The 26001-nt window shown below is 59.2% G+C and carries 20 protein-coding genes; 17 read left to right on the top strand and 3 right to left on the bottom strand.

Annotated elements, in window-relative coordinates; translation table 11 throughout:
• The first annotated feature begins 111 nt into the window (after positions 1-111).
• The 3 genes from LWH94_RS10165 (at position 112) to LWH94_RS10155 (ending at position 7233) form a co-directional block, all read left to right on the top strand.
• Positions 112-4986 carry an NAD-glutamate dehydrogenase gene (locus tag LWH94_RS10165; RefSeq protein ID WP_232902138.1) on the top strand — a complete coding sequence of 1625 codons (4875 nt, stop codon included), beginning with the start codon at positions 112-114 and terminating at the stop codon, positions 4984-4986.
• Positions 4987-5051: 65 nt separating this feature from the next.
• On the top strand, positions 5052-6110 hold the full coding sequence (locus LWH94_RS10160; protein WP_232902137.1) for a class I SAM-dependent methyltransferase: 1059 nt from the start codon (positions 5052-5054) through the stop codon (positions 6108-6110).
• Positions 6097-7233, top strand: a complete 1137-nt coding sequence (locus tag LWH94_RS10155) for a class I SAM-dependent methyltransferase (protein ID WP_232902136.1) — start codon at positions 6097-6099, stop codon at positions 7231-7233. The genes LWH94_RS10160 and LWH94_RS10155 overlap by 14 nt, the downstream gene beginning before the upstream one ends.
• A 33-nt stretch (positions 7234-7266) precedes the next feature.
• Here LWH94_RS10155 and LWH94_RS10150 read toward each other — a convergent pair whose 3' ends face one another.
• A complete protein-coding gene (locus LWH94_RS10150) occupies positions 7267-7887 on the bottom strand; it encodes a riboflavin synthase subunit alpha (protein ID WP_199455822.1) in 621 nt (206 codons plus the stop codon).
• A gap of 104 nt (positions 7888-7991) precedes the next feature.
• Between LWH94_RS10150 and LWH94_RS10145 the strand changes: the two genes are divergently transcribed.
• The 4 genes from LWH94_RS10145 (at position 7992) to LWH94_RS10130 (ending at position 11234) form a co-directional block, all read left to right on the top strand.
• The gene (locus LWH94_RS10145) at positions 7992-8669 is read left to right on the top strand and encodes a TetR/AcrR family transcriptional regulator (RefSeq protein WP_058340439.1); all 678 of its coding nucleotides are present in this window, start codon (positions 7992-7994) and stop codon (positions 8667-8669) included.
• Between the two features lie 68 nt (positions 8670-8737).
• Positions 8738-9226, top strand: coding sequence for a L,D-transpeptidase (locus LWH94_RS10140; RefSeq protein ID WP_269802557.1), 489 nt, complete (start codon positions 8738-8740; stop codon positions 9224-9226).
• 23 nt (positions 9227-9249) lie between these two features.
• On the top strand, positions 9250-10461 hold the full coding sequence (locus LWH94_RS10135) for a mechanosensitive ion channel family protein (protein WP_232902135.1): 1212 nt from the start codon (positions 9250-9252) through the stop codon (positions 10459-10461).
• On the top strand, positions 10458-11234 hold the full coding sequence (locus LWH94_RS10130; RefSeq protein WP_232902134.1) for an S-methyl-5'-thioinosine phosphorylase: 777 nt from the start codon (positions 10458-10460) through the stop codon (positions 11232-11234). The genes LWH94_RS10135 and LWH94_RS10130 overlap by 4 nt, the downstream gene beginning before the upstream one ends.
• Here the strand turns inward: LWH94_RS10130 and LWH94_RS10125 are convergent.
• Together LWH94_RS10125 and mfd are read right to left on the bottom strand one after the other, a co-directional pair.
• Entirely contained in the window at positions 11215-11844 is a 630-nt protein-coding gene (locus LWH94_RS10125; protein WP_269802553.1) for a CsiV family protein, read from the bottom strand. The two genes, LWH94_RS10130 and LWH94_RS10125, sit on opposite strands and share 20 nt — an antisense overlap.
• A gap of 29 nt (positions 11845-11873) precedes the next feature.
• Positions 11874-15416, bottom strand: coding sequence for a transcription-repair coupling factor (gene mfd, locus LWH94_RS10120; RefSeq protein ID WP_232902132.1), 3543 nt, complete (start codon positions 15414-15416; stop codon positions 11874-11876).
• 181 nt (positions 15417-15597) lie between these two features.
• On the opposite strand from mfd, the gene LWH94_RS10115 reads away from it, so the two are divergent.
• The 10 genes from LWH94_RS10115 (at position 15598) to sthA (ending at position 25985) form a co-directional block, all read left to right on the top strand.
• Positions 15598-17067 (top strand): glyceraldehyde-3-phosphate dehydrogenase, encoded by a 1470-nt coding sequence (locus LWH94_RS10115; RefSeq protein ID WP_058340140.1) that lies wholly within the window; start codon positions 15598-15600, stop codon positions 17065-17067.
• A gap of 243 nt (positions 17068-17310) precedes the next feature.
• The gene (locus LWH94_RS10110; protein ID WP_232902131.1) at positions 17311-18657 is read left to right on the top strand and encodes a Na(+)-translocating NADH-quinone reductase subunit A; all 1347 of its coding nucleotides are present in this window, start codon (positions 17311-17313) and stop codon (positions 18655-18657) included.
• A gap of 4 nt (positions 18658-18661) precedes the next feature.
• Positions 18662-19870, top strand: coding sequence for an NADH:ubiquinone reductase (Na(+)-transporting) subunit B (locus tag LWH94_RS10105; protein WP_232902130.1), 1209 nt, complete (start codon positions 18662-18664; stop codon positions 19868-19870).
• Positions 19863-20666 (top strand): Na(+)-translocating NADH-quinone reductase subunit C, encoded by an 804-nt coding sequence (locus LWH94_RS10100; RefSeq protein WP_022988778.1) that lies wholly within the window; start codon positions 19863-19865, stop codon positions 20664-20666. The genes LWH94_RS10105 and LWH94_RS10100 overlap by 8 nt, the downstream gene beginning before the upstream one ends.
• A 2-nt stretch (positions 20667-20668) precedes the next feature.
• Positions 20669-21334 carry an NADH:ubiquinone reductase (Na(+)-transporting) subunit D gene (locus tag LWH94_RS10095; protein ID WP_022988779.1) on the top strand — a complete coding sequence of 222 codons (666 nt, stop codon included), beginning with the start codon at positions 20669-20671 and terminating at the stop codon, positions 21332-21334.
• The gene (gene nqrE, locus LWH94_RS10090) at positions 21334-21942 is read left to right on the top strand and encodes an NADH:ubiquinone reductase (Na(+)-transporting) subunit E (RefSeq protein ID WP_022988780.1); all 609 of its coding nucleotides are present in this window, start codon (positions 21334-21336) and stop codon (positions 21940-21942) included. The genes LWH94_RS10095 and nqrE overlap by 1 nt, the downstream gene beginning before the upstream one ends.
• Positions 21943-21979: 37 nt before the next feature.
• Positions 21980-23206: an NADH:ubiquinone reductase (Na(+)-transporting) subunit F gene (gene nqrF / locus LWH94_RS10085; protein ID WP_232902129.1), complete on the top strand. Its 1227-nt coding sequence runs from the start codon at positions 21980-21982 to the stop codon at positions 23204-23206.
• A gap of 9 nt (positions 23207-23215) precedes the next feature.
• On the top strand, positions 23216-24265 hold the full coding sequence (locus LWH94_RS10080; protein ID WP_232902128.1) for an FAD:protein FMN transferase: 1050 nt from the start codon (positions 23216-23218) through the stop codon (positions 24263-24265).
• A 12-nt stretch (positions 24266-24277) separates the two neighbouring features.
• The gene (nqrM, locus tag LWH94_RS10075) at positions 24278-24520 is read left to right on the top strand and encodes a (Na+)-NQR maturation NqrM (RefSeq protein ID WP_022988783.1); all 243 of its coding nucleotides are present in this window, start codon (positions 24278-24280) and stop codon (positions 24518-24520) included.
• A 73-nt stretch (positions 24521-24593) separates the two neighbouring features.
• A complete protein-coding gene (gene sthA / locus LWH94_RS10070; protein ID WP_022988784.1) occupies positions 24594-25985 on the top strand; it encodes a Si-specific NAD(P)(+) transhydrogenase in 1392 nt (463 codons plus the stop codon).
• The last annotated feature ends 16 nt before the right edge of the window (positions 25986-26001 follow it).

The following is a 26001-nucleotide window of genomic DNA, read 5'->3' as shown; positions in this document are numbered from 1 at the left end:
GTAGGTAGTTGCCGCAGTTTTGAGGTCTGGCCGGCAAAAATCAAGAGCTTGACTATGCTTATGTGACGATACCGTGATTACGTTTCTTTCACACAAAACCAGAGGTTGGATATGAATGCGCTGACAATTGCCAGCAAGGATCAGTTTTTCGAGCAACTGGCTGAAGCATTCGCAGACAAGCTTGCGAAAACCGAAGCCAGGAAGGTTGTAGAGTTCGCAAAGCAGCATTACGCCCACAGTCCCCTGGAAGAGCTTGTCAGCCGGCGCTTCTCGGACACCTATGGCGCGGTACTGGCGGCCTGGCAGTTCCTGCAGAAGCGCAGCGCCGAGGAAACCCCGGTTACCGTATTCAATCCGGACCTGGAAAGTGACGGCTGGCAGTCTACCCACTCGGTTATTTTTATCCTGCATCCGAACATTCCGTTTCTGATCGATTCCCTGCGTATGGCCATCAACCGCCGGGAAATCGGTACCCATTCCATCCAGCATTCGATTTTGCAGGTGGAGCGAGACGGTAACGGCAAGCTGAAGAAACTGCATTCGGCCAAGAAGTCGTCTGCGGCCTCCTACGAAGCATTGATCGTTCTGGAAATCGATCGCCACAGCGATCCGGCAGACCTGCGGGGCCTGGAAGAAACCCTGCAATCGGTGCTGCACGAAGTGCGCATTGCCGTGGACGATTTCCCGATTGTGAAAGACAAGGTTAGTGAAATCCTGGGCGAACTGGATGCCACCACCGCCGGTATCAGCGAAGAAGACAAGGAAGAAGCCCGGGCGTTTCTGGGCTGGCTCACCGAAGACCACTTTACCTTCCTGGGCTACGACGAATACGACTTCGTCAAAGACAGGCAGGGCATGGCCGTGCGCCGGGTGGAAAACTCCGAGCTGGGTATCTTCCGGGTCAACAACGAACGCCCGGACAAGGTTCGCCTGAACGAATTGCCCCAGCGCACCCGCCATGAGATGACCCGCACCGACGATATCTTCATCTTCGCCAAGTCGGCCCAGCGTTCGCGGGTACACCGCCCGGCCTACCCGGACTACATTGCGGTGAAGAAGTTCAACAGCAAGGGTGAAGTGGTGGGTGAACGCCGTTTCCTCGGCCTGTACACCGCCCGGGTATACAACGAACGCCCGGACGAGATCCCGCTGCTGCGCCGCAAGTTCCAGACCGTGATGAAGCGTTCCGGCTTCATGCGTACCGACTACGCCGGCAAGGAACTGGAGCAGATTCTGACCCTGTATCCGCGCGACGAGCTGTTCCAGATTGAAACCGAAGAGCTGCTGCGGGTGGCCAAGAGCATCCTGTACATCCAGGAACGCCGCCGCATCGAAATGTTCATGCGCGAAGACGTCTACGGCCAGTTTGTTACCTGCCTGGCCTTCTTCCCCCGGGACATCTACAACACCGAGCTGCGCCTGAAGGTCGAGCAGGTGTTGCTGGAGCGCCTGGAAGCGGAAGACATCGAGTTTGTTACCCACTTCTCCGAATCGCCACTGGCCCGGGTGCAGTTCACCATCCGCGTGCCCCAGGTGGAGAACCGGCAGCTGCCGCTGGCGGAAATCCGCGACCGCGTGATCGAGCTGGCCCAGTCCTGGAGTGAAGGCCTGGCCGAGGCCCTGCACGAAGCCTATGGCGAGGAGCGCGGCAACGAGTTCTACCGGGTATGGGCGGCTGGTTTCCCGGCCAGCTACACCGAGATGTTCTCGCCCCGTCGCGCCGCCATCGACCTGGACCACATTACCAAGGCGGCCAGCGCCGATGACCTGGCCATGAGTTTCTACCGGGCGCTGGAAGAAGACGACAGCACGCTGCACTTCAAGCTGTTCTACCCGGACGAGCCGCTGCCGCTGTCGGATGTGATGCCCATCTTCGACAACCTGGGCTTCCGGGTTATTGGTGAGCATCCGTTTGAAGTGATCGACCGCACCGGCAAAACCGTGTGGATTCACGACTTCACCCTGCAGGCCCATTCCGGTGGCGTGGATATCCACCGTATCCGGCCCATTTTTGAAGAGCTGTTCCGCCGCGTATGGCACACCGAGGCAGAAAACGACGCCTTCAACCGGTTGCTGTTGTCGTCTTACATGAGCTGGCGCCAGATTGCGCTGCTGCGTACCTACGCCCGCTACATGCGGCAGATCCGGTTCTCTAACAGTCAGACCTTTATTTCCAATACCCTGGTCAACCACGAGAACCTGACCCAGATTCTGCTGGAATACTTTGAAATCCGCTTCAACCCGGATCGCTACAAGAGCCCGGGCAAGAGTGAAGCGGCCCAGAAAAAGCTGGAAATCGAATTTAACGCCGGCCTGGAAGAGGTGGAAAACCTCAGTGAAGACCGGGTGCTGCGGCTGTATCTGGAGCTGATGCAGGCCACCCTGCGTACCAACTACTACCAGCCGGACGCCGAAGGCCAGCCCAAGCCATACATCAGTGTGAAGTTTGACCCCACGCGCATTCCCGACATGCCGCTGCCCATGCCCATGTTCGAGATCTTCGTGTACTCGCCCCGGGTGGAAGGCGTGCACCTGCGTGGTGGCAAGGTGGCCCGTGGTGGCCTGCGCTGGTCTGACCGCTTCGAGGACTACCGCACCGAGATCCTGGGCCTGGTAAAAGCCCAGCAGGTGAAGAACGCGGTGATTGTGCCGGTGGGCGCCAAGGGCGGCTTCGTGGCCAAGCAACTGCCGGATCCATCCGACCGGGAGGCCTTCCAGGCCGAAGGCATCGCTGCCTACAAAACCTTTATCCGTGGCCTGCTCGACATCACCGACAACCTGGTGGATGCCGGCATACAGCCGCCTGAGCGGGTTATCCGCCACGACGAAGACGACCACTACCTGGTTGTGGCCGCCGACAAGGGCACTGCCACCTTCTCCGATATTGCCAACGGCCTGGCCGCTGAATACGGCTTCTGGATGGGCGATGCCTTCGCTTCCGGTGGCAGCAACGGCTACGACCACAAGAAGATGGGTATCACCGCCCGGGGCGCTTGGGTATCGGTTGAACGCCACTTCCGCGAAATGGGCATTAACCCGGCGGAAGACGAGTTCACCGCTATCGGTATCGGCGACATGGGCGGCGACGTGTTCGGTAACGGCCTGCTGTGTTCCGAGAAAACCCGGCTGGTCGCGGCCTTCAACCACATCCATATCTTTATCGACCCGGAGCCGGATTCGGCGAAGAGCTACAAGGAGCGCAAGCGCCTGTTCGAAATGCCCCGTTCGGCCTGGACCGATTACGACACCAAGCTGATCTCCAAGGGCGGCGGTGTGTTCAGCCGGAACGCCAAGTCGATCCCGGTCAGCCCGGAAATGAAAAAACTGTTGGGCATTAATGCCGACCGCATGCCGCCGAACATGCTGATCAGCCACATCCTGAAGTCCGAAGTGGACCTGCTCTGGGTGGGCGGTATCGGCACCTATGTGAAGGGCGCTGAAGAAACCCATGCCGACGTAGGCGACAAGGCTAACGACGGCCTGCGGGTGAACGGCAAAGACCTGCGCTGCAAAGTGGTGGGCGAGGGCGGTAACCTGGGCTTCACCCAGCTGGGCCGTATTGAATACGCCCTGAAAGGCGGCCGGCTGAACACCGACTTCATCGACAACTCCGGTGGGGTGGATTGTTCAGACCACGAAGTAAACATGAAAATCCTGCTCAACCGTGCCGTGGCCATGGGTGATCTCACCGCCAAGCAGCGCAACGTGATGCTGGAAGAGATGACCGACGATGTCTCGGCCCTGGTGCTGAAGAACAACTACCGGCAAACCCAGGCCATCAGCATTGCCAGTGCCGATACCGCGCCAAGGCTGGAAGAATACCGCCGGTTGATGAACACCCTGGAAAGCGAAGGCAAGTTGAACCGGGGGCTGGAATTCCTGCCCGACGACGAGGCCCTGGCCGAGCGCAAGCTGGCCAAGAAAGGCCTGACCCGGCCGGAGCTGTCGGTACTGATTTCCTACGTGAAGGGTGACCTGAAGCAGACCCTGATCGCCAGCACTCTGCCGGATGATCCTCTGCTGGCCGGCGAAATGTACAAGGTATTCCCGAAGGAACTGAACAAGAAGTTCTCGAAGGAGCTGGGCGAGCACCAGCTGCGGCGGGAAATTATCGCCACCCAGATTGCCAACGACATGGTCAACCACATGGGCATTACCTTTGTGGAGCGCCTGAACCAGTCTACCGGTGCCGATGCTGCATCCATCGCCCTGGCCTGGATCATCGCCCGGGATGTGTTCCGGATCGACAACTGGTGGGACCGCATCGAGGCGCTGGACTACCATGTGCCCGCCAAGCTGCAGATGGAGCTGATGCAAGACCTCATGCGCCTGATGCGCCGTGCCGTTCGCTGGCTGCTGCGTAACCGCCGGGCCGAGCTCAATATCCAGAGCCATATGGAGCGGTTTGCCGACAGCGTATGGGCGATTACCTCCAGCCTGCCGGACTACCTGGGCGACCAGGCTCGCAGCAACTGGGAGCAACGCCACGCATACCTGGAAGAATCCGGCTTGCCGAAAGACCTGGCCTCGGTACTGGCCGGCACCGGTTACCTGTACTCGTCGCTGGGCATTATCGAATCCCAGGAGGCCACCGGCCTGCCGCTGAAAACCGTGGCTAACCTGTACTACGACCTGGGCGACCGCCTCGACCTGACCTGGTTTGCCAACTCCATTGCCTCGCTCACGCCCAACTCCCATTGGCAGGCGCTGGCAAGGGAAAGCTTCCGGGAAGACCTGGACTGGCAGCAACGCGCCCTGACCACCGGCGTACTGCGCCTGGCGGGCAAGGCCGGCAAGGTGCCCGAAAGCGTGGAAGCCTGGGAGCAGAAGCACCAGCACATGATCGAGCGCTGGAGTGCCATGCTGGCGGAGCTGAAGAGTGTGCGGGAGCCGGAATACGCCATGTTCTCCGTTGCCCTGCGTGAGCTGCTGGACCTGGCCCAGAGCACCATGCACCAGAATACGGACAGCGACGGCAGTATCTGAGGCTTGCGTTATGCTGTTGATTCCCGTTCAATTCCGCGCGGGAATCAACCGCAAAGGCAGGATTTATGGCGCAGCTACAAACCAACACACACGACGTTCTGCTCCGGAATGCCGAATTGCTGACCGGCAAGGTGGCCCTGCTGGGCGTATCCGAGCCGGCGCTGCTGGCCCATTGCCCAGAGCCCGGGCTGGCCATGAGCGAACACGCCGGTGTGTATGAACAGCTGTGCCAGCATGCAAACTGGCAAGCCTGTTTCGGCTATCAGTGCAACGACCAGAGCGCCGGGGGGTTCGACACCCTGGTCATCTTCCTGCCCAAGGCCCGGGCGGAACTGGAATTACGCCTGGCCATGGCCCGTTATCTGGGCCGCGAAGGCGCCAGCCTGGTTCTGGTGGGCGAAAAGAAAGAAGGCATCGCCGGAGCCGTCAAACAGTTCACCGCCATGGTGGCCGACGCCCTGAAAGTCGACAGTGCCCGCCACTGCCAGGTGTGGACCGGCAGCAACCACCAACCCCTTTCCCGTTTTGACTTGACCGACTGGTTGCGCTGGACGCAGGTTTCCTGTGCCGGCGTAAGCCTTGACGTAGCCGGCCTGCCCGGTGTGTTCAGCGAAGGGGAGCTGGATGCCGGCACCCGGATGTTGCTGGAAACCCTGGAACAAACTCCGCTGAAAGCGGACAAGGTGCTGGACTTTGCCTGTGGCGCCGGCGTGATCGGCAGCTGGCTGCAAGGCTACCGTCGCGATCAGGGCCTGCCACTGGGTGTGGTAGACGGTGTGGATGTCCAGGCCCAGGCGGTTGCCTGCGCCCGGGAAACCTACGCCCGGGCCGGCGCGGAAGGCCAGATCTACGCCTCCGATGGCCTGGCCGGCATTCAGGGCCGGTGGCCGGCGGTGGTCACCAATCCGCCGTTTCACAGTGGCGTGAAAACCGATACCTCCATGACCGAACAGTTCCTTCGGGAAGTGGCCGCCCACCTGGCCCCCAGGGGCGAGGTGCGGCTGGTGGCCAACAGCTTCCTGCCCTATGAGTCCGTTATCCAGCGCTTTATCGGGCCGGTCGAGAAGCTGGCCCAGGATCGCCGTTTCACCGTTTACAGGGCTTTCAATCGTGCCATCCGCTGAAGTACTGCCGCTGACTGCCGGTAACCTGAAGCTCAGCCGCCCCGGCGCCGAGCCTGGCCTGCGGGCCTGGGATGCGGCGGACGAGTTGCTGCTGGCAGAAGCCGGTAACCGGCTGGCGGACAGCCCCCGCGTGCTGGTGGTAGACGACCAGTTCGGAACGCTTACGCTCGGGCTGGCCCAGGCCCACGGGCCGGTAACCAGCGTGGCCGACAGTGCAGTGCTGCCGGATGCCCTCGATTACAACGCCAGGCTTAATCCCGGTATCGCCCGGCCAGCGCTGCTGCACAGCTGGCTGAACCCGCCGGAGGGGCCGTTTGACCTGGTGGTATTGCGCATTCCCCGCCACGGCGCCTATCTGGGCTGGCTGTTGCGCTGGGTAAACTCTGTGCTGGCAGACAACGGCTGTTTGCTGGCTGGCGGCATGATCAAGCATTTGCCGGACCGCAGCGTGGATGTGTTTGCCGAAGCCGTGGATACCGAAACGGTACTGCCGGCCCGTAAAAAGGCCCGGGTAGTGGTCTGTCGCAAAGGGCAGGCACAACTGCAGGGCTGGGCTGAAAGCTGGAAAGGTTATCCGCAGGAGGGTCTGCCTGCGCCGGTAGAGGCATTACCGGCAGTCTTTGCCCGGGACAAGCTGGACATCGGAACCCGGGAACTGTTGCCGCTTGTGGGCCCTGCCGTAGCCGGGCTGAAGCCTGGCGCGCGGGTGCTGGACCTCGCTTGTGGCAATGGCGTGCTGGGCTTAATTGCACTGGCTTGTGGCTCTGATATTACGGTGGATTTCAGCGATGTGTCGAGCCAGGCCATTGCCAGCGTGCAGCATAACCTGGGTACCTGTGGTTACCGGGCCGGACAGTGCCAGCACAGCGACGGAATCCGGGAAGGAACCGGGCAGTACGACGTGATTTTGCTGAACCCGCCGTTCCATGAAGGCGGTGTGGTGGGGGATCACATTGCCCTGCGACTGTTCCGGGACGCCGCAAAACACCTGGTGCCGGGCGGGCGAATGCTGATGGTGGGCAACCGCCACCTGGGCTACCACAAGTCCCTGAAGCGCTTCTTTGGCAAGGTAGAGCAGCGGGCGGCAAGCCCGCGCTTTGTGGTATTCGAGGCGGCGCCCTGAGCGCCGCTGTTAACCGCGGTTAAAGAGCTGCAGTTAAAGGGCAGGGGCAGGGCGGTCGTAACCCAGCCGGGCCAGGGTATCGACGATGGTCTGGGTCTGGCTGTCGATCTCGATGTTCACTGACTGGCCCTGTTCGGCCGTACCGAAAGTCGTGGCCCGCAGGGTTTCCGGAATCAGGTGAACGTTAAAGCGGTTACCGGTGACCTCGCCAATGGTCAGGCTGGCGCCGTTGATGGCGATATAGCCTTTCGGGAACACATACTTCATCCAGCTCTCCGGCACCTCGAACCACAGGGTGACGTTGTTCTCTGTGCGGATAATCTCGGCCAGAACCGCAGTGGTATGCACGTGGCCGCTGAGCAGGTGGCCGCCAATCTCGTCACCAATGCGGGCTGCCCGTTCAAAGTTTACCGAATCCCCTTCGGCCAGGTTGCCCAGCGTGGTCAGCCTCAGGGTTTCCTGCATGGCATCAAAGTACAGCAGGTCGCCGTCTTGGCGGGTCACCGTCAGGCAGGTGCCGTTTATCGCCACCGAGGCGCCGATGGTTACACCCTGCACCTTGGCTTCCGGAAAGCGCACCACCAGTGTGTTCAGCCCCGGTGCCTTGATGACTTCCGCAATGGTGGCCACCCCCTGAACGATACCTGTAAACATCACGAATCTCCTGAACGGTTGCAGTCATGCCAAGGTATGCTTGACACGGCGGGGTGTCAAACGTATGTTTCAAACAGACGTTTGTTAGAGGCATGGATAACAAAATGGCGCAGTCAGATACCGTAGACCGCATACTTGATGCTGCTGAAGAGCTTTTTGCCGAGCGTGGTTTCTCGGAAACGTCCCTTCGCATGATTACCAGTAAGGCTAAAGTAAATCTGGCCGCTGTCAATTACCACTTTGGTTCAAAGAACGCGCTGATTCACGCGGTTTTCGCGCGTTTTCTGACGCCTTTCTCCGCAACTCTCGAGACTGCGTTCGACGAACTGGAAGCAAAGTGTGACGGCAAACCGGCTACCCTGAACCAGACCCTCTGGGCGCTCACGGAAAGTGCTGTGCGCATGCCCCAGCGTAACGAAAAGGGCATTTCCATTTTCATGCGCCTGCTCGGGCTGGCCTACACCCAGAGCCAGGGCCACCTGCGCAAGTTCCTGGAGCAGGAATACAGCGAGCCGTTCAGTCGTTTCATGCGTCTTCTGAAAGAGGCCACCCCTGAGCTGTCCTCGGTAGACCGCTACTGGCGCATCCAGTTCATGCTGGGAGCCACCGCCTTTACCATGTCCAGCAGCGATGCCCTGATCGACATCCTGGAAAACAAGCTGGGTGTGCACACCACGGTGCAGGAAATTGCCGCGCGCCTGGTGCCGTTCCTGGCGGCCGGCATGACCGCACCGGACAAAATGCTGGTTTCTGCCCCGGCCCGGCCCGCGCCGGTTGCCTGAGTTCCCCCGCCTCGGTTAGGCTTCCCTCTGGTTTCCGGCCGGAGGGAGCTTCCCTTTTGAATACCCCCTTGCCCCCCGGGGCTTATCTGACCATTGATATCGCCAGCCAGGTGCTAACGGTGTGTGCTGCTGATGGCAGGGCGCTGGACCGTTACCCCATATCTACCGCCCTGAACGGACCGGGTGAGCAGGATAGCAGCGGCTGCACCCCCCGGGGCGAGCACTATATCCGCGCGCGCATCGGCGAAGGCCAGCCGCTGAATACGGTCTTTCGGGGCCGCCGGCCCACCGGTGAGATATACTCACCACAACTGGCGGCTGAACACCCTGATCGGGACTGGATACTGACCCGTATACTCTGGCTTTGTGGCCGGGAGTGGGGGCGCAACCGTGGCCCCGGGGTGGATTCCTTCCGGCGCTTTATCTACATTCACGGCACCCCGGATACCGAACCCATGGGCGAGGCCCTGTCCCACGGCTGTGTGCGGATGAGAAACACCGACATCGCCGAACTGTTTGCGCGGGTAAGGGCCGGCACCCGCGTTGTTATTGGATGAACTGACAGACTCAGAGGAACACAATGATTGGTCAAATGCTGGCTTTGGTGAATGGCTGGATCGAAAAATTCGGCTTGCTGTCAGACGGGTGGCGTGCGGGCGTCCTGATATTCCTCCTGGTCCTGGGCACGGCCACCGTTGCCTTTATAGTCAGCCGGTTAATTCTGGCCGTCGAGAACAAGTTCAAGTCGACTAAAAACAAATGGGACGATGCCTTCCTGCATGCCGCCCGCCGGCCCATGGTGGCGTTTGTCTGGCTGCAGGGTGTGTACTGGGCAGCCGAGGTGGCCCATCACTTCAGCGACGCGGAAGTCTTCAAGGCCAACGGCACGGTGCTGCAGATCGGCTTTGTCTGGGTGCTGGTCTGGTTCCTGTTCGGCCTGGTGAAGGAAGTCGAAAAGGTCCTGACATCGCCCATCAAAATGCGTAAGCCGATGGATTACACCACGGTGAACGCTATAAGCAAGCTGTTGCGCGCGGTTATTATCATCACCGCGGTGCTGACCGCCCTGCAGACCCTGGGCTTCAGTATTTCCGGGGTTCTGGCCTTTGGTGGTGTGGGTGGTATCGCGGTCGGCTTTGCCGCCAAGGACCTGCTGGCCAACTTCTTTGGCGGCTTCATCATTCACCTGGACCGTCCGTTCAAGGTAGGTGACTGGATCCGCTCGCCGGACCGTAACATTGAAGGCACCGTGGAGCACATTGGCTGGCGCCTGACTACCATTCGCACCTTCGACAAGCGGCCACTGTATGTGCCCAACGCGGTATTCACCACCATCGCCGTGGAAAACCCGTCCCGCATGACCAACCGCCGTATCTCCGAAACCATCGGCATTCGCTATGCCGATGTACACTCCATGCAGAAGATCGTGGAAGAAATCCGCGAGATGCTGAAAAACCACGAAGAAATCGACAGCAACCAGACCCTGATTGTGAACTTTCTGGCGTTCAATGCCTCATCGCTGGATATCATGCTGTACACCTTCACCAAGACCACCGAATGGGTGCGCTTCCATGAGATCAAGGAAGATGTACTGCTGAAGGTCAGCGACATTATCGAATCCCATGGCGCCGAGATTGCCTTCCCGACCCGTACCTTGCATTTGCCGGACGGTGTCAGGCTCAGTGGCGAGGCGAGCGAACAAGGTGAAGCCCGCAGTGAGGGTAGCAAAGAAGCCCCGGAATCCCGTGGCGAAAGCGAGCAGGGCGGACAATCTGCAGGAGACAAGGCATGACCGCAAGCACCAACCCGGTCGGGATTATCGGCGGTACCGGCTTGACCAGTCTGAGTGACCTCGAAATTGTTGGCGAAGAAACCGTCAGCACCCGTTGGGGCGAGCCCTCAGACAAGCTGGTGCATGGCCGGCTGGGTGACCAGTCCGTGGTGTTCCTGGCCCGCCATGGTAACCCGCACCGCATTCCGCCCCACCAGGTGAACTACCGCGCCAACCTGCAGGCACTCTACGACGCCGGTGTGCGAACCGTGGTGGGAGTGAATGCCGTGGGTGGTATCCACAAGGCCATGGGGCCGGCCCATGTGGTGGTGCCAGACCAGGTGATTGATTACACCTGGGGGCGGGCCAGCACCTTTTTTGAGGGCGAGCTGGAGCATGTTACCCACATTGATTTCACCTACCCGTATGACAAGGAAGGCCGGCAGTTGCTGATTGATGCCGCCCGGGGGCTGAAGCTGGATTTCTCGGATTTCGGAGTCTACGCCGCTACCCAGGGGCCAAGGCTGGAAACCGCGGCCGAGATCAAACGACTCGAGCGGGATGGCTGTGACCTGGTGGGAATGACCGGTATGCCGGAAGCCGTGCTGGCTGCCGAGTTGGGGATGCGTTACGTGTGCCTGGCCCTGGTGGTGAACTGGGCGGCCGGAAAGTCCGACCACATCATTACCATGGAAGAAATCGACCAGGCCATTGACCAGGGCATGGCAGGCGTGAAGACAGTCCTGGAGCGGTCAATGGCCGGCCTGGGCCAGCTTAGCCCTCGATCTTCCTGAAGAACACCAGCACGCCAACAGTGGGGGAATCGATAAAGTGGATTTCCTCACTGCGCATGCGGCGGGTTTCGCGAATCCAGGTAATCAGCTCCTGCTGTTCTTCACCTTCCTGCCAGTGGTTAAGATGCACCTTCACGTGCAGGTAACGCTGGCGATCAATTTCGATATGGCCTTCCACGGCGCGCTCGCCGGCTTCGCCAAGCCATTTGCCCACGGCGACCCGCATGGGGCGGCCGTTATAGTTGGGCGGAAACGTCTGATACCAGCCGGCGGTGGCCAGAACCCGGTAGTTGCCGCTGTTTTCCAGGCGGGCGGCAGCCTGGTTCAGGTACAGTTCGTTGCGGGCAGCCAGCCGGACATCAGAAGCCCGGTTGCCGTTGGCGTCTTCCACCCACAGTGAGCGGATACCGCTCAGGGGTGGTTCCACCGGCATGCCGGCCATCTGCTCTTCAATGGCAGAGGGGTCTGCCAGCCGTTCGACAATCACCACTTCTGCGCGGTAAAAATCATCCGGTGTCTGGGCCAGGGCCTTGCTGGCTGGCACCAATACGAATGCCAGGGCCAGTGCAGCAGTCAAAGCCTGCTTGAAACAGAGATCACGTGCTTGCAAGTGTGTCACTCCAGCTGATTCGGGTTGGCTCAGGCTTTCTTTGCCGGTGCCGGCTTGCTCTGCTCCGGCCCGAGTTCCATGAGCATGGCTGAGATGGCGTCGAGTTTACCACTGGTTGAATCATCATTCAGCCGGAAGCGGAAGCTGTTGGCCCCTTCCAGCCGGTAGGTGTCCGGTGCGGATTGCACTTTTTTAACCAGCACCAGCGGGTCCACCGGCGTGCTTGCGCCGAACTCCAGGCGCACCCATTCCTTGCCGGCGTCCACTTTTACAATGCCCAGGCCGTCTGCTTTCAGGCGCAGGCGGGTCTGGTTCACCAGGTTCTTTGCCGGTTCCGGTAATAATCCGAACCGGTCAATCATTTCAACCTGAAGTTCTTTTAATTCTTCTTCGTTCTGCACACTGGCGATGCGCTTATACAGCATCAGCCGGTTGTGCACATCCGGCAGGTAGTCGTCGGGAATCAGCGCCGGAATGCGTAGGTTCATCTCGGTGCCATGACTCAGGGGCAGCTCCGCATTGGGTGTGCGGCCCTCGCGGATGGCTTTTACCGCTTCGTCCAGCAGCTGCATGTACAGAGTGAAGCCGATGCTTTCAATCTGCCCGCTCTGTTCCTCGCCCAGCAGCTCGCCCGCGCCCCGGATTTCCAGGTCGTGGGTGGCCAGCATGAAGCCGGCGCCCAGGTCCTGGGCTTCGGAAATGGCATCCAGCCGTTTTTTCGCGTCGGTGGAAATACTCTTGGGCGGTGGCGTCAGCAGGTAGGCGTAGGCCTGGTGGTGGGAGCGGCCAACCCGGCCCCGCAGCTGGTGCAGCTGGGCCAGGCCGAATTTATCCGCCCGCTCGATAATAATGGTGTTGGCACTGGGAATGTCGATGCCGGTTTCCACAATGGTGGTACACACCAGCACGTTGAAGCGCTTGTGGTAGAAGTCCGACATGATCTGTTCCAGCTGGCGCTCGCGCATCTGGCCGTGGGCCACGCCTACCCGGGCTTCGGGAATCAGCCGGCGCAGGTCTTCAGCGGTTTTCTCGATGGTCGAGACATCGTTGTGCAGGAAGTACACCTGACCACCCCGCAGAATTTCCCGCAGAATGGCTTCTTTCACCATGGATTCGTCGCGCTGGCGCACAAAGGTTTTCACCGACAGCCGGCGGGCCGGCGGGGTGGCAATAATCGAAAGATCCCGCAAGTGGCCCATAGCCATGTTCAATGTCCGCGGGATGGGCGTGGCGGTGAGGGTAAGCATGTCTACCTCGGCCCGCAGGGACTTCAGCTTTTCTTTCTGCTGAACGCCGAACCGGTGTTCCTCGTCGATAATCACCAGCCCCAGGTTCTTGAACTTGATGTCGCCCTGCAGCAGTTTGTGGGTGCCGATCACAATATCGGCCCTGCCTTCTTCAATGGCGGCAATGGCCTTGGTGGTCTGGGCGCCGCTGCGGAAACGGCTGAGCAGTTCCACGGTCACCGGGGTGTCAGAGAACCGGTCCCGGAAGGATTCATAATGTTGCTGCGCCAGCAGGGTAGTGGGCACCAGTACCGCCACCTGCTTGCCCGACCAGGTGGCCAGGAACGCCGCGCGCATGGCCACCTCGGTTTTCCCGAAGCCGACATCGCCACACACCAGGCGGTCCATGGGGCGCTCGCCGGTCATGTCTTCGAACACGGATTGAATCGCCACCTGCTGGTCCGGCGTTTCCTCGAACGGGAAGCCGGCGGCAAAGGCCCGGTAGGCTTCTTTCGGGTCTTCGAACTGGAAGCCCTTGCGGGCTTCGCGGCGAGCATACACGTCCAGCAGCTCGGCGGCGGTATCGCGAATCTTCTCCAGCGCTTTCTGCTTGGCGTTGCTCCAGCGATCGGTGCCCAGCTTGTGCAAGGGGGCGTGTTCTTCGTCGGTGCCGGCGTAGCGAGAAATCAGGTGCAGGCTGGATACCGGCACGTACAGTTTCGAGCCGCCGGCATATTCCAGGGTCAGGAACTCGTCCGCCTGGCCGCCGGCCGTGATGGTTTCCAGACCTTTATAGCGGCCAACCCCGTGGTCGATATGCACCACCGGCGAGCCAATGCGCAGTTCGGACAGGTCCCGGTAACCGTGGTCGTCCACCTCGGTGGGCTTCTCGCGCCGCCGGCGCTGCAGTACCCGCTCGCCAAACAGGGCAGTTTCGGTAATCAGCGCCAGGTTTTGCTCCGGCAGCACCATGCCCTGTTCCATGGGGGCAATGGTAATGGCCAGGGAAGAGTCGGATTTCTCCAGAAACTCCTGCCAGCCGCTGACGGTGGCCAGTTTCAGTTTATGGTCACCCAGGTTTTCGATCAGCGCTTCCCGCCGGCCGGAGGATTCGGCGCAGATCAGTACCCGGCCGGGAAATTCCCTGATAAACCGTTTCAGTCGTCCGGCAGGGTCCGCCGCCCGTCCGTCCATGGCTACGTCCGGCAGGGCTTCGGCGTGGCAATTGGCGCTGCCGGCGCCCTCAACCGGATCCGGGGCGCAGGTTACCCGGGGGTAGGGTTTAAGCTGGCCAAACACCTCGTCTTGCTGCAGGAAAAGCTCCGAGGGCGGCAGGATAGGCCGCAACCGGTCGTGGCGCCGGTCTTCATGGCGGGCTCGGGTTTCGGCATCAAATGCCGCAACGGCATCGTTCAGGCCGTCGGCCGTGAACACCAGGGTGGAGGCTGGCAGGTAATCGAACAGGGTGGCGGTTTCGTCAAAAAACAGCGGCAGGTAGTACTCGATGCCCGGCGGTGTAATGCCGTTGCTGACATCCTGGTACACCGGGGCCTCTTTATCGGCATTCGGGAAATGCTCGAACCAGCGGTTGCGGAAGCCGGAGCGGGCATCCTTATGCCAGGGAAATTCATGGGCCGGCAGCAGTTCGATCTGCTCGATGCGGTCGATAGAACGCTGGGTTTCCGGATCGAAGGTGCGCAGGGTTTCGATTTCATCATCGAACAGGTCAATCCGGTAGGGCAGGTTGGAGCCCATGGGATAGATGTCCAGGATGGCTCCACGTACCGCGTATTCACCATGCTCGTACACATTTTCGGCGTGGTGATAGCCGGCGGCTTCCAGTTGCATGCGCCAGCTGTCGATATCCAGGTTCTGGCCGACTTTCAGCAGCAGGGTGTTGCCCTGCAGGTAGCTGGGGGGTGCCAGCCGGTGCATCAGGGTGCGGGCCGGGACCACCAATATGCCGTGCCGGGTAGATGGCAGGCGGTGCAGGGTGCGGATTCGCCGGGAGGTGATGTCCTGGTGTGGCGAGAATAGATCGTAGGGCAGGGTTTCCCAGTCTGGCAGTGACAGCAATTCCAGCCCGTCTTCGGTAATGGCGGCGCCGTCTTCTTCTGGTGGCAGGTTCAGGAAGAACCGGATGGCCTGTTCCAGCCGGATGGCGTCATCGGTGCTGCGGGTGATCACCAGGGTCAGACCTTTATGGTCCCTCGCGCTTTCGCAGATGGCCAGGGCGTCGCTGCAACCTGCCAGCTGCCCCCACTTTCGGTGGTCTGACGGTTTTTCCGGCGCCACGGGCGCAATAAGGGCTGTGGCAGTAAAGGAGCGGGCGGAACCTTGGGGCATGGGCTGGCAAATCTCCTGGGTTGGCGCATCGGAAGCGAAAGCGGCCGCTATTCTAGCGTTCGGGGGTGACAGTGTCATGGCCGGGCGACGAAGGTCGGGCAGAAACCTATTTGCCGTAGGCGCCGTTAAGTTGGATAATACGCGCCTCAAATTATTCCCTGTGCTAAACGAGGTCCCAACCGTGAGTCACGAGCAGATCAACCAGCACCTGTCCAACTGGACAGAGAGAGAGTCCACCGCGGAAGCCATGATTCCGCTGATCGGCCGCCTGTACCGCAAAAACAACGTTGTTACGTCTGTTTACGGCCGCGCGATCATCAACCAGTCTGTGATCGACATCATCCGTGCCCACCGCTTTGTTCGCCAGGTTGAGCACAGCGAGCTGTCTGTTCACGACACCCTGCCTATCCTGCAGGAAATGGACAAGCTGGAACTGGGCCGTGCCCACGTGGATATCGGCAAGCTGGCCGTTAAATTCAAGGAAGAAGGTGGCGACCTCGCCGAATTCCTGAAGCGCGAAATCGGCCCGGTGGTTGGCCAGTACGCCAGCCAGTCTGAAGAAGACTCCAAAAACGAAACCAAAGACGTGGTCCTGTACGGCTTTGGCCGTATCGGCCGTCTGCTGGCCCGCATCCTGATCGAGAAGGCCGGTGGCGGTAACAACCTGCGCCTGCGTGCCATCGTGGTTCGTCAGGGCGGCGCTGAAAATGACCTGGAAAAGCGTGCCAGCCTGCTGCGCCGTGATTCCGTGCATGGTCCGTTCGACGGCACCATCACCGTAGACGAAGAAAACTCCGCGCTGATCGCCAACGGTAACTTCATCAAGGTGATCTACTCCGATGGCCCGGACAAGGTGGACTACACCGACTACGACATCCACAACGCTATCGTGATCGACAACACCGGTAAGTGGCGCGACGAAGAAGGCCTGGGCCTGCACCTGAAATCCAAGGGTGTCAGCCGCGTCATCCTGACCGCGCCGGGCAAGGGCGACATCAAGAACATCGTTTACGGTATCAACAACGACTGGATCACCGACGAAGACAAGATCCTGTCTGCCGCCTCCTGTACCACCAACGCCATTACCCCGGTACTGAAGGCCATCAACGACGAGTACGGCATTGAAGACGGCCACGTTGAAACCGTTCACTCCTACACCAACGACCAGAACCTGATCGACAACTACCACAAGGGTAGCCGTCGTGGTCGTAGTGCGGCCCTGAACATGGTTATCACCGAAACCGGTGCTGCCAAGGCTGTTGCCAAGGCCCTGCCGGAGCTGAAGGGCAAGCTGAGCGGTAACGCTATCCGCGTGCCGACTCCGAACGTGTCCATGGCGATCCTGAACCTGAACCTGAAGTCAGACGTTGAAGCGGATAAGGTAAACGACTACCTGCGCGACATGGCCCTGCACTCCGAGTTGCAGAAGCAGATCGACTTCGTGAACTCTCCGGAAGTGGTGTCTACCGACTTCGTAGGCTCCCGCCACGCCGGTGTTGTGGATGCCCAGGCCACTATTGCCAACGGCAAGCGCCTGATCCTGTACGTATGGTACGACAACGAGTTCGGTTACAGCGCCCAGGTTATCCGCTGCGTTAACCAGATGGCCGGCGTAACCTACCCGATCTTCCCGAAGCGCACCCGCGACTAAAGTCGTAGGCCGCTTCCTCGAGAAGTGATCGGACCGGCCCCGGTAGCGTAAGTTACCGGGGCTTTCCTGCTTTAAGGGACAGCTAAAACCATTTTGGTTACCGGTGGAAATAGGTTTCCTTAATCTCTATAATTGGCGCGATTTTGGGTATGTCTGGCACCCCGTTTCTCAACCTTTCCTGGGCCGCAGGGGGCCGGGCGTTAATAATCCACAGAAACAGTTTCTGATGATTGGACGAGGCTAATGATCAAGATCAAAAAAGGCCTGGATCTTCCCATCAGCGGCGCTCCCGAACAGACCATTACAGATGGCAAGCCGATTCGCCACGTGGCATTGATCGGTTTTGACTATCACGGCATGAAGCCGACCATGGCTGTGAAAGAGGGAGACCGTGTCAAGCGCGGTACGCTGCTGTTCACGGACAAGAAGACCGAGGGCGTTCGTTATACTTCACCAGCCGCAGGCGTGGTGAAAGAAATCAATCGCGGTGAGCGTCGTGTATTCCAGTCTGTTGTTATCGAAATCGATGGCAACGATGCGGAAACCTATGCCCGTTACAGCGATTCGGACCTTGCCGGCCTGGAACGCCAGCAGGTGGTCGACAACCTGGTAGAGTCCGGCCTGTGGACAGCTTTCCGCACGCGGCCCTACAGCAAGGTTCCGGAAATCGATTCCGCACCGAATTCCATTTTCGTGTCTGTGATGGACACCAACCCCCTGGCGGCAGACCCCACCGTTATCATCGGCGAGAACAGCAAGGCTTTTGAAAAAGGCCTGACCATCATCTCCCGCCTGACCAACGGCAAGGTTTTTGTAACCGGCAAGCTCGGCGCCAATGTTTCTGTGCCCAAGGCCGATAACATCGAAGTACGCCAGTTTGACGGTGTGCACCCGGCCGGCAACGTAGGTACCCATATCCATCACCTGGATCCGGTATCTGCCAGCAAAACTGTCTGGTCCATCAACTACCAGGACGTCATCGACATCGCCAAGCTGTTCGAAACCGGTGAAGTGCCGGTAGAGCGCATTGTGGCGATTGCTGGCCCGAAAGCCTCCAAGCCCCGCCTGGTTCGTACCCGCCTGGGTGCCAGCCTGCAGGAGCTGCTGGATGGTGAAACGGCGACTGACTGCCAGGTTCGTGCTATCTCCGGTTCTGTGTTCGGTGGTCGTCGCGGCGAAGGCCCCTGTGCCTACCTCGGCCGCTTTGCCAACCAGGTAAGCGTGCTGGAAGAGCAAACCAAGCGTGAGTTCATGGGTTGGTTGTCTGCGGGCCCCAACAAGTTCTCTGTGCTGAACATCTATCTGTCCAAGCTCAACCCGGCCAAGCTGTTCAACTTCACCACCACGACCAACGGCAGTGAACGCGCCATGGTGCCGGTGGGCGCCTACGAGCAGATCATGCCGCTGGATATCCTGCCAACGCAATTGCTGCGTTCGCTGATTGTGGGTGATACCGAAATGGCACAGAAACTGGGTGCCCTGGAGCTGGATGAAGAAGATCTGGCGCTGTGCACCTTCGTGTGCCCCGGCAAATATGAATACGGTCCGATTCTCCGCGAGAACCTGACCCGAATCGAGATCGAGGGCTAATACGATGGCAATCCGACAGTTTCTCGATGGAATCGAGCATCACTTTGAAAAAGGCGGCAAGTACGAGCGCTGGTACGCCCTGTACGAAGCCGTCGATACAATTTTCTATTCGCCTTCGAGCGTAACCAAGACCACCTCCCATGTGCGTGACGGCGTAGACCTCAAGCGCATCATGATCACCGTGTGGTTGTGTACTTTCCCGGCCATGTTCTTCGGTATGTGGAACATCGGTTTCCAGGCCAATAGCTTCCTGGCGGAAAACGCCGGCGCCCAGATTGCCGACGGCGGCCTGCGCGAAGCCTTCATTACCGCCCTGGCGGTAACCGGAGCCGGAGCCGGCCTTTGGGATAACTTCGTATATGGCCTGGCGTACTTTGTGCCCATCTACGCGGTTACCTTTATTGTGGGTGGCTTCTGGGAAGTCCTGTTCGCCACCGTGCGCAAGCACGAAGTGAACGAAGGCTTCTTTGTGACCTCCGTACTGTTCGCACTGATCTGCCCGCCCACCATCCCGCTGTGGCAGGTGGCCCTGGGTATCACCTTCGGTGTGGTGATCGGTAAGGAAGTGTTCGGCGGTACCGGCAAGAACTTCCTGAACCCGGCACTGACCGGCCGTGCCTTCCTGTACTTCGCGTACCCGGCACAGATTTCCGGTGACACCGTATGGACCGCCGTAGACGGCTTCAGTGGCGCAACCGCCCTGAGCTGGGCTGCCTCTGGCGGCCTGGAAGCACTGGAAGCCCAGATTGGCTGGATGAACGCATTTGTCGGCACCATTCAGGGTTCCATGGGTGAAACCTCCACCATCGCGGTTCTGATCGGCGGCCTTATCCTGCTGGCCATGAAGATTGCCTCTTACCGCATTGTCGGTGGTGTGCTGATCGGCATGATCGGTATGTCTGTGCTGCTGAATATCATCGGTTCTGAAACCAACCCGATGTTTGGCGTACCGGCACACTGGCACCTGGTGATGGGTGGCTTTGCCTTCGGCATGATGTTCATGGCCACGGATCCGGTATCTGCCGCCATGACCAACACCGGTCGCTGGTGCTTCGGCATCCTGGTGGGCGTGATGACCGTGCTGATCCGTGTGATCAACCCGGCGTTCCCGGAAGGCATCATGCTGGCGATCCTGTTCGCTAACCTGTTTGCGCCGCTGATGGACCACTACGTGGTTCAGGCCAACATCAAACGGAGGCTTGCTCGTGGCTAAAGCTAAAGATACCGTCTCCAGAACCCTGATGGTTGCGCTGGTACTGAGTATTGTTTTCTCGGTAGTGGTCTCCACCGCAGCAGTATTGTTGCGCCCGGCGCAGATCCAGAACCAGAACCTGGACATCAAAACCAACATCCTGTCAGCCGCCGGCATGCTTGAGCAAGGCGCCAGCGCCGAGCAGATCGAGCAGACCTTCGAGCGTTTCGACGTTCGCCTGGTGGACCTCGATACCGGTGATTTCGTGGAGCCTTCTGCCGTTGGCGTTGAAGACCCCATGAAGTACGACATGTACAAGGCCGCTTCCGATCCGGCGATGTCTACCAACATCCCGGCGTCTGAAGACAAAGCCGGCATCAAGCGTCGCCCGAACATCGCCAAGATCTACACCCTGAGCGAGAACGGTGACCTGGTGCGTGTGGTACTGCCGGTTCACGGTTATGGCCTGTGGTCTACCCTGTATGGCTTCGTCTCCCTTGAAGGCGACCTGAACACCATCGAAGGCCTGGGTTTCTACGCTCATGCCGAAACACCGGGCCTGGGTGGCGAAGTGGACAACCCGCGCTGGAAACAGCAGTGGGTGGGTAAAGAGCTTTATGCCGATAACCCCTCCGAGCCACAGATTCGCCTGGTGAAAGGTGGCGTAAGCTCCGACACCAAAGACCGGGAACACAAGATTGACGCGCTCTCTGGTGCCACACTGACCAGCCGCGGCGTGGAGCAGCTTGTGAACTACTGGATGGGTGAGCGCGGCTTCGCCCCGTTCCTGAAAAAACTTCGTGAAGGGGAGGTCTGATCATGGCCGGTGCATCAGCCAAACAGGTTCTCTTCGAACCAATTTTCAGCAATAACCCTATCGCCCTGCAGATCCTCGGTATCTGTTCGGCGCTGGCGGTAACCACCAGCATGAGCGTCAGTATCGTTATGTGCCTGGCGGTTATCGCAGTAACCTCGTTTTCGAGCCTGGCGGTCTCCCTGGTGCGTGCCCAGATTCCGGGCAGCATCCGGATCATCGTACAGATGACCATCATTGCCTCCCTGGTAATCGTGGTAGACCAGATCCTCAAGGCCTACGCCTACGAGATCTCCAAGCAGCTGTCGGTATTCGTTGGCCTGATCATCACCAACTGTATCGTTATGGGCCGCGCGGAAGGCTTCGCCATGACCAACCCTCCGCTGCTCAGCTTCCTGGACGGTATCGGTAACGGTCTGGGCTACTCCATTATCCTGCTGTTCGTAGCGTTCTTCCGGGAACTGCTGGGCGCCGGCTCGCTGTTCGGCATTACCCTGCTGCCGACCGTGAATGACGGTGGCTGGTATGTAACCAACGGCTTGCTGCTGCTGCCGCCGAGCGCATTCTTCATCATTGGCCTAGCCATCTGGGGCCTGCGTACCTGGAAGCCGGAGCAGGTTGAAGAGCCGGACTACAAAATGTCCCGCCATACCGTTAAGGAGGCCTTCTGATGGAACATTATCTGAGCCTCTTGATGAAGGCGATCTTCGTTGAAAACATGGCGCTGGCCTTCTTTTTGGGGATGTGTACCTTCCTGGCGATCTCCAAGAAGATCGAAGCGGCCACCGGCCTGGGTATTGCGGTTGTTGTGGTTCTGACCGTTACCGTACCGGTGAATAACCTGCTGTATAACGGCATCCTGCGGGAAGGCGCCCTGGAATGGGCCGGCCTGCCGAACGTAGACCTGAGCTTCCTGGGCCTGCTGACATACATCGGAGTTATTGCCGCGATCGTACAGATCATGGAAATGGTGCTGGATAAATACATCCCGGCCCTCTATTCCGCCCTGGGTGTGTTTCTGCCGCTGATCACGGTTAACTGCGCCATCATGGGTGCGTCACTGTTCATGGTTGAGCGTGACTACACCTTTGGCGAGAGTGTGGTGTACGGCTTCGGCGCCGGTGTTGGCTGGGCCCTGGCCATCATCGCCCTGGCAGGTATCCGTGAAAAGCTCAAGTACAGCGATGTCCCGAACGGACTGCGTGGCCTTGGCATCACCTTCATTACTGTGGGTCTGATGTCTCTGGGTTTCATGTCGTTCTCCGGCATCTCCCTGTAATTCACCCGGTGATTCGGTTTAACGAAAAGGCGAGACCATGAATACAGAAATTATTCTCGGCGTGGTCATGTTCACCGTTATCGTTCTGGCGCTTGTGGCGATTATCCTCGCGGCCCGCTCCAGGCTGGTAAGCACCGGTGATGTGACTATTGAGATCAACGACGACCCCGAGCACACGGTAAAAACCAGTGCCGGTGGCAAGCTGCTGGGTACCCTGGCCAACAGCGGTATCTACCTGTCTTCCGCCTGCGGCGGCGGTGGTACCTGTGCCCAGTGTAAATGTAAGGTTCTGGACGGCGGCGGCGCCATGCTGCCTACCGAAAAGACCCACTTCACCAACCGTGAAGAGAAAGAAGGCTGGCGCTTGTCCTGCCAGGTTCCTGTAAAGCAGGACATGAAGATCGAAGTACCGGAAGAGTTCTTCGGCGTGAAGAAGTGGGAATGCGAGGTTATCTCCAACCACAACGTGGCCACCTTCATCAAGGAACTGGTACTGAAGCTGCCGGAAGGCGAGGAAGTAGACTTCCGCGCTGGCGGTTACGTACAGCTGGAGTGTCCTCCGTATGAAATCCCGTTCAAGGATTTCAACATCGAGGAAGAGTTCCACGAAGACTGGGACAAGCACGACATCTGGCGCTACACGGGCGTTAACAAGGAAGACACCATCCGGGCCTATTCCATGGCGAACTACCCGGAAGAGAAGGGTCTTCTCAAGTTCAACATCCGTATTGCAACACCGCCTCCTGGCACCGATCATCCGCCGGGCATCATGTCTACCTTCGTGTTCAACCTGAAGCCGGGTGACAAGGTAACCGTAATGGGACCGTTTGGTGAGTTCTTCGCCAAGGATACCGATGCGGAAATGGTGTTCATTGGTGGTGGTGCGGGCATGGCGCCCATGCGCTCCCACATCTTCGACCAGCTGAAGCGCCTGAACTCCAAGCGCAAGATCAGCTTCTGGTACGGTGCCCGTAGTGTGCGCGAAATGTTCTACGTAGAAGATTTCGACATGCTGGCCCGGGAGAACGAGAACTTCGAGTGGCACGTGGCGTTGTCTGACGCGCTGCCGAGCGATAACTGGGAAGGCCCGACCGGCTTTATCCATAACGTGTTGTACGAAAACTATCTGAAGGACCACCCGGCTCCGGAAGACTGTGAGTTCTACATGTGCGGGCCCCCAATCATGAACGCGTCTGTCATCAAGATGTTGAAAGACCTTGGTGTAGAAGACGAAAACATCATGCTGGATGATTTCGGGGGTTAATTCACTCAAATGACATCCGGCAAGATGAAGCCCGCCAGGGTGGTTATAATCAGCGTTTTCTGGGCGCTGGTTATGGCTGCCCTGGCGGGTTGCTCGTTTCAGGACGAGGAAAAAATCTGGGAGATCTCCGGCGGCATTTTTGGCACCACCTATCATATCAACGTGGTATTGCCCGAAGACGAAGCCCGGTTGCAGGCCCTGGCTGATGGCATTGAAACCGCACTGAACGATGTAGACGCCAGCATGTCTACCTGGAAGGCGGACTCGGAACTGTCTGAGCTGAACCGGAAACAGGACCAGTCCCGGTGGACGCCCTTGTCTCCGGCACTGTTCGAGGTGATCCAGCGGGCGCAGGAAATCTCTGCCCTGACCGATGGCGCGTTTGACGTCACCATCGGCCCCGTTGTGAACCTGTGGGGTTTCGGGCCGGAAGCGCGACTGGAAAAGGCGCCTTCAGAGCAAGAACTGGCAGCCCGGATGGCGGCCACCGGCTGGGAAAAACTGGAGCTGGATGAGCAGCGCCAGGCAATCCGCAGCCAGCAGCCCCAGTACATTGACCTGTCCGGCATTGCCAAGGGCTATGGCGTGGATGTGGTGGCCCGTTACCTCGACAGCGAAGGGGTACAGGCTTACCTGGTGGAGATCGGTGGCGAGGTTCGTACCCTTGGCCGCAAGCCTGGTGGCGACGCCTGGCGGCTGGCCGTGGAAGAGCCCACAGAGGATGCCCGGCAGGTAAACAAGGTTGTGGCGCTTAGCGGGCAGGCCATGGCAACCTCCGGCGACTATCGTAACTATTACGAATCACAAGGGCAGCGCTATTCCCATACAATTGACCCTGATATCGGTAAACCGATAAGCCACAAACTGGCATCGGTAACCGTACTGGCGGATGATTGCATGACAGCCGACGCACTGGCGACTGCATTCAACGTGATGGGTTATGAGAGGGCTGCGAGCCTGGCGACCCGGGAAAACATTCCCGCATACTTTATCGTAAGGGGAGACAACGGTTTTGAAACCCATCAGACACCGGCATTCTCGTCTTACGTTGTCCAGTAAAGGAGGGCAGTAATGGGTACCTTTCTTTTAGTTCTGTTTATTGTGGTACTGCTGGTTGCCGGCATGTCGATCGGCGTTATTTTCGGTCGCAAGCCGATCAGCGGAACCTGTGGTGGTATTGGTGCCTTGGGTATCAGTGCTTCCTGCGATATTTGCGGTGGTAACACCCAGAAGTGTGAAGAGAGCCGGAATGGCTCCGACGAGCCGGCAAAGATGGAAGACCTGGCCTACGACGCCAGCAAAGCCGACAAGTAACCGCAACGGGTCACCTACAATCACTATAACGACAGCTACGCACTCAAGACGTAGATAAGGAGTCACTGCGCACATGGCAGAGCATCATTACGACGTAGTCGTGATCGGCGCCGGCCCTTCCGGGGAAGGGGCGGCGATGAACGCGGCCAAGCACAACAAGCGCGTCGCCATCATTGAAGACAAGCCCACCGTTGGCGGTAACTGCACCCACTGGGGCACCATCCCGTCGAAGGCGCTGCGGCACTCGGTCAAGCAGATCATCACCTTCAACACCAACCAGATGTTCCGGGACATCGGCGAGCCGCGCTGGTTCTCCTTCCCCCGTGTGCTGCAGAACGCCCAGAAGGTCATTGGCAAGCAGGTTAAGCTGCGCACCCAGTTCTACTCCCGTAACCGGGTAGACCTGATCAACGGCCGTGCTTCGTTTGTTGACACGCACCGGCTGGAAATCCGTGGCAACAAATCGGTGGAAACCATCCACTTCAAACAGGCGATCATTGCCACTGGCTCCCGCCCGTACCTGCCGCCCGATGTGGACTTCCGCCATCACCGGATCTACAACTCGGATTCCATCCTGAACCTGTCCCACACCCCGCGTACCCTGATTATCTACGGTGCCGGCGTTATCGGTTCAGAATACGCGTCCATCTTTGCCGGGCTGGGTGTGAAAGTAGACCTGATCAACCCGGGTGACCGCCTGCTGTCGTTCCTGGATGACGAAATCTCTGATGCGCTGAGCTACCACCTGCGCAACAACGGCGTGCTGGTTCGTCATAACGAGCAGTATGAATCGGTGAAGGGCGACGACCACGGCGTAGTACTGTCGCTGCAATCCGGCAAGAAAATCCGTGCCGATGCCTTCCTGTGGTGTAACGGCCGTAGCGGCAACACCGAGAACCTGGGCCTGGAAAATGTCGGCCTGGTGCCGAACGGCCGCGGCCAGCTGGCAGTGGATGACCATTACCGCACCGAGGTAGAGCATATCTACGCTGCAGGTGATGTAATCGGTTGGCCAAGCCTGGCCAGTGCTGCCTACGACCAGGGCCGTGCGGCCTCTTCCGATATTACCCAGGACGAGTATTTCCGTTTTGTGAACGATGTGCCCACCGGCATCTACACCATTCCGGAAATCAGTTCAGTGGGTAAAACCGAGCGGGAGCTGACCGAAGCCAAGGTGCCCTACGACGTAGGCCAGGCCTTCTTCAAAGACCTCGCCCGAGCGCAGATTACCGGTGAAGCGGTCGGTATGCTGAAGATCCTGTTCCACCGTGAAACCCGTGAAATCCTGGGCATTCACTGCTTTGGTGACCAGGCAGCCGAGATCGTACACATCGGCCAGGCCATCATGAACCAGGAAGGGGAAGCCAATTCCCTGAACTACTTCATCAACACCACCTTCAACTACCCGACCATGGCGGAAGCCTACCGGGTAGCTGCACTGAACGGCCTGAACAGAATCTTCTGACCAGGCCGTGGTGCCC

The organism is Marinobacter sp. G11 (genome assembly GCF_021282325.1).
Taxonomy (GTDB): Bacteria; Pseudomonadota; Gammaproteobacteria; order Pseudomonadales; family Oleiphilaceae; genus Marinobacter; species Marinobacter vinifirmus.
This window is presented reverse-complemented; position numbering and strand designations above follow the sequence as displayed.

Excerpts from the sequence above, each read along its gene's own strand:
- LWH94_RS10150 (WP_199455822.1), bottom strand. The coding sequence starts at position 7,887 with ATGTTTACAGGTATCGTTCAGGGGGTGGCCACCATTGCGGAAGTCATC.
- mfd (WP_232902132.1), bottom strand. The coding sequence starts at position 15,416 with ATGCCCCAAGGTTCCGCCCGCTCCTTTACTGCCACAGCCCTTATTGCG.
- LWH94_RS10160 (WP_232902137.1), top strand. The coding sequence starts at position 5,052 with ATGGCGCAGCTACAAACCAACACACACGACGTTCTGCTCCGGAATGCC.
- LWH94_RS10130 (WP_232902134.1), top strand. The coding sequence starts at position 10,458 with ATGACCGCAAGCACCAACCCGGTCGGGATTATCGGCGGTACCGGCTTG.
- LWH94_RS10145 (WP_058340439.1), top strand. The coding sequence starts at position 7,992 with ATGGCGCAGTCAGATACCGTAGACCGCATACTTGATGCTGCTGAAGAG.
- LWH94_RS10105 (WP_232902130.1), top strand. The coding sequence starts at position 18,662 with ATGGCAATCCGACAGTTTCTCGATGGAATCGAGCATCACTTTGAAAAA.
- LWH94_RS10165 (WP_232902138.1), top strand. The coding sequence starts at position 112 with ATGAATGCGCTGACAATTGCCAGCAAGGATCAGTTTTTCGAGCAACTG.
- nqrE (WP_022988780.1), top strand. The coding sequence starts at position 21,334 with ATGGAACATTATCTGAGCCTCTTGATGAAGGCGATCTTCGTTGAAAAC.
- nqrM (WP_022988783.1), top strand. The coding sequence starts at position 24,278 with ATGGGTACCTTTCTTTTAGTTCTGTTTATTGTGGTACTGCTGGTTGCC.
- LWH94_RS10080 (WP_232902128.1), top strand. The coding sequence starts at position 23,216 with ATGACATCCGGCAAGATGAAGCCCGCCAGGGTGGTTATAATCAGCGTT.
- LWH94_RS10110 (WP_232902131.1), top strand. The coding sequence starts at position 17,311 with ATGATCAAGATCAAAAAAGGCCTGGATCTTCCCATCAGCGGCGCTCCC.
- sthA (WP_022988784.1), top strand. The coding sequence starts at position 24,594 with ATGGCAGAGCATCATTACGACGTAGTCGTGATCGGCGCCGGCCCTTCC.
- nqrF (WP_232902129.1), top strand. The coding sequence starts at position 21,980 with ATGAATACAGAAATTATTCTCGGCGTGGTCATGTTCACCGTTATCGTT.
- LWH94_RS10095 (WP_022988779.1), top strand. The coding sequence starts at position 20,669 with ATGGCCGGTGCATCAGCCAAACAGGTTCTCTTCGAACCAATTTTCAGC.
- LWH94_RS10135 (WP_232902135.1), top strand. The coding sequence starts at position 9,250 with ATGATTGGTCAAATGCTGGCTTTGGTGAATGGCTGGATCGAAAAATTC.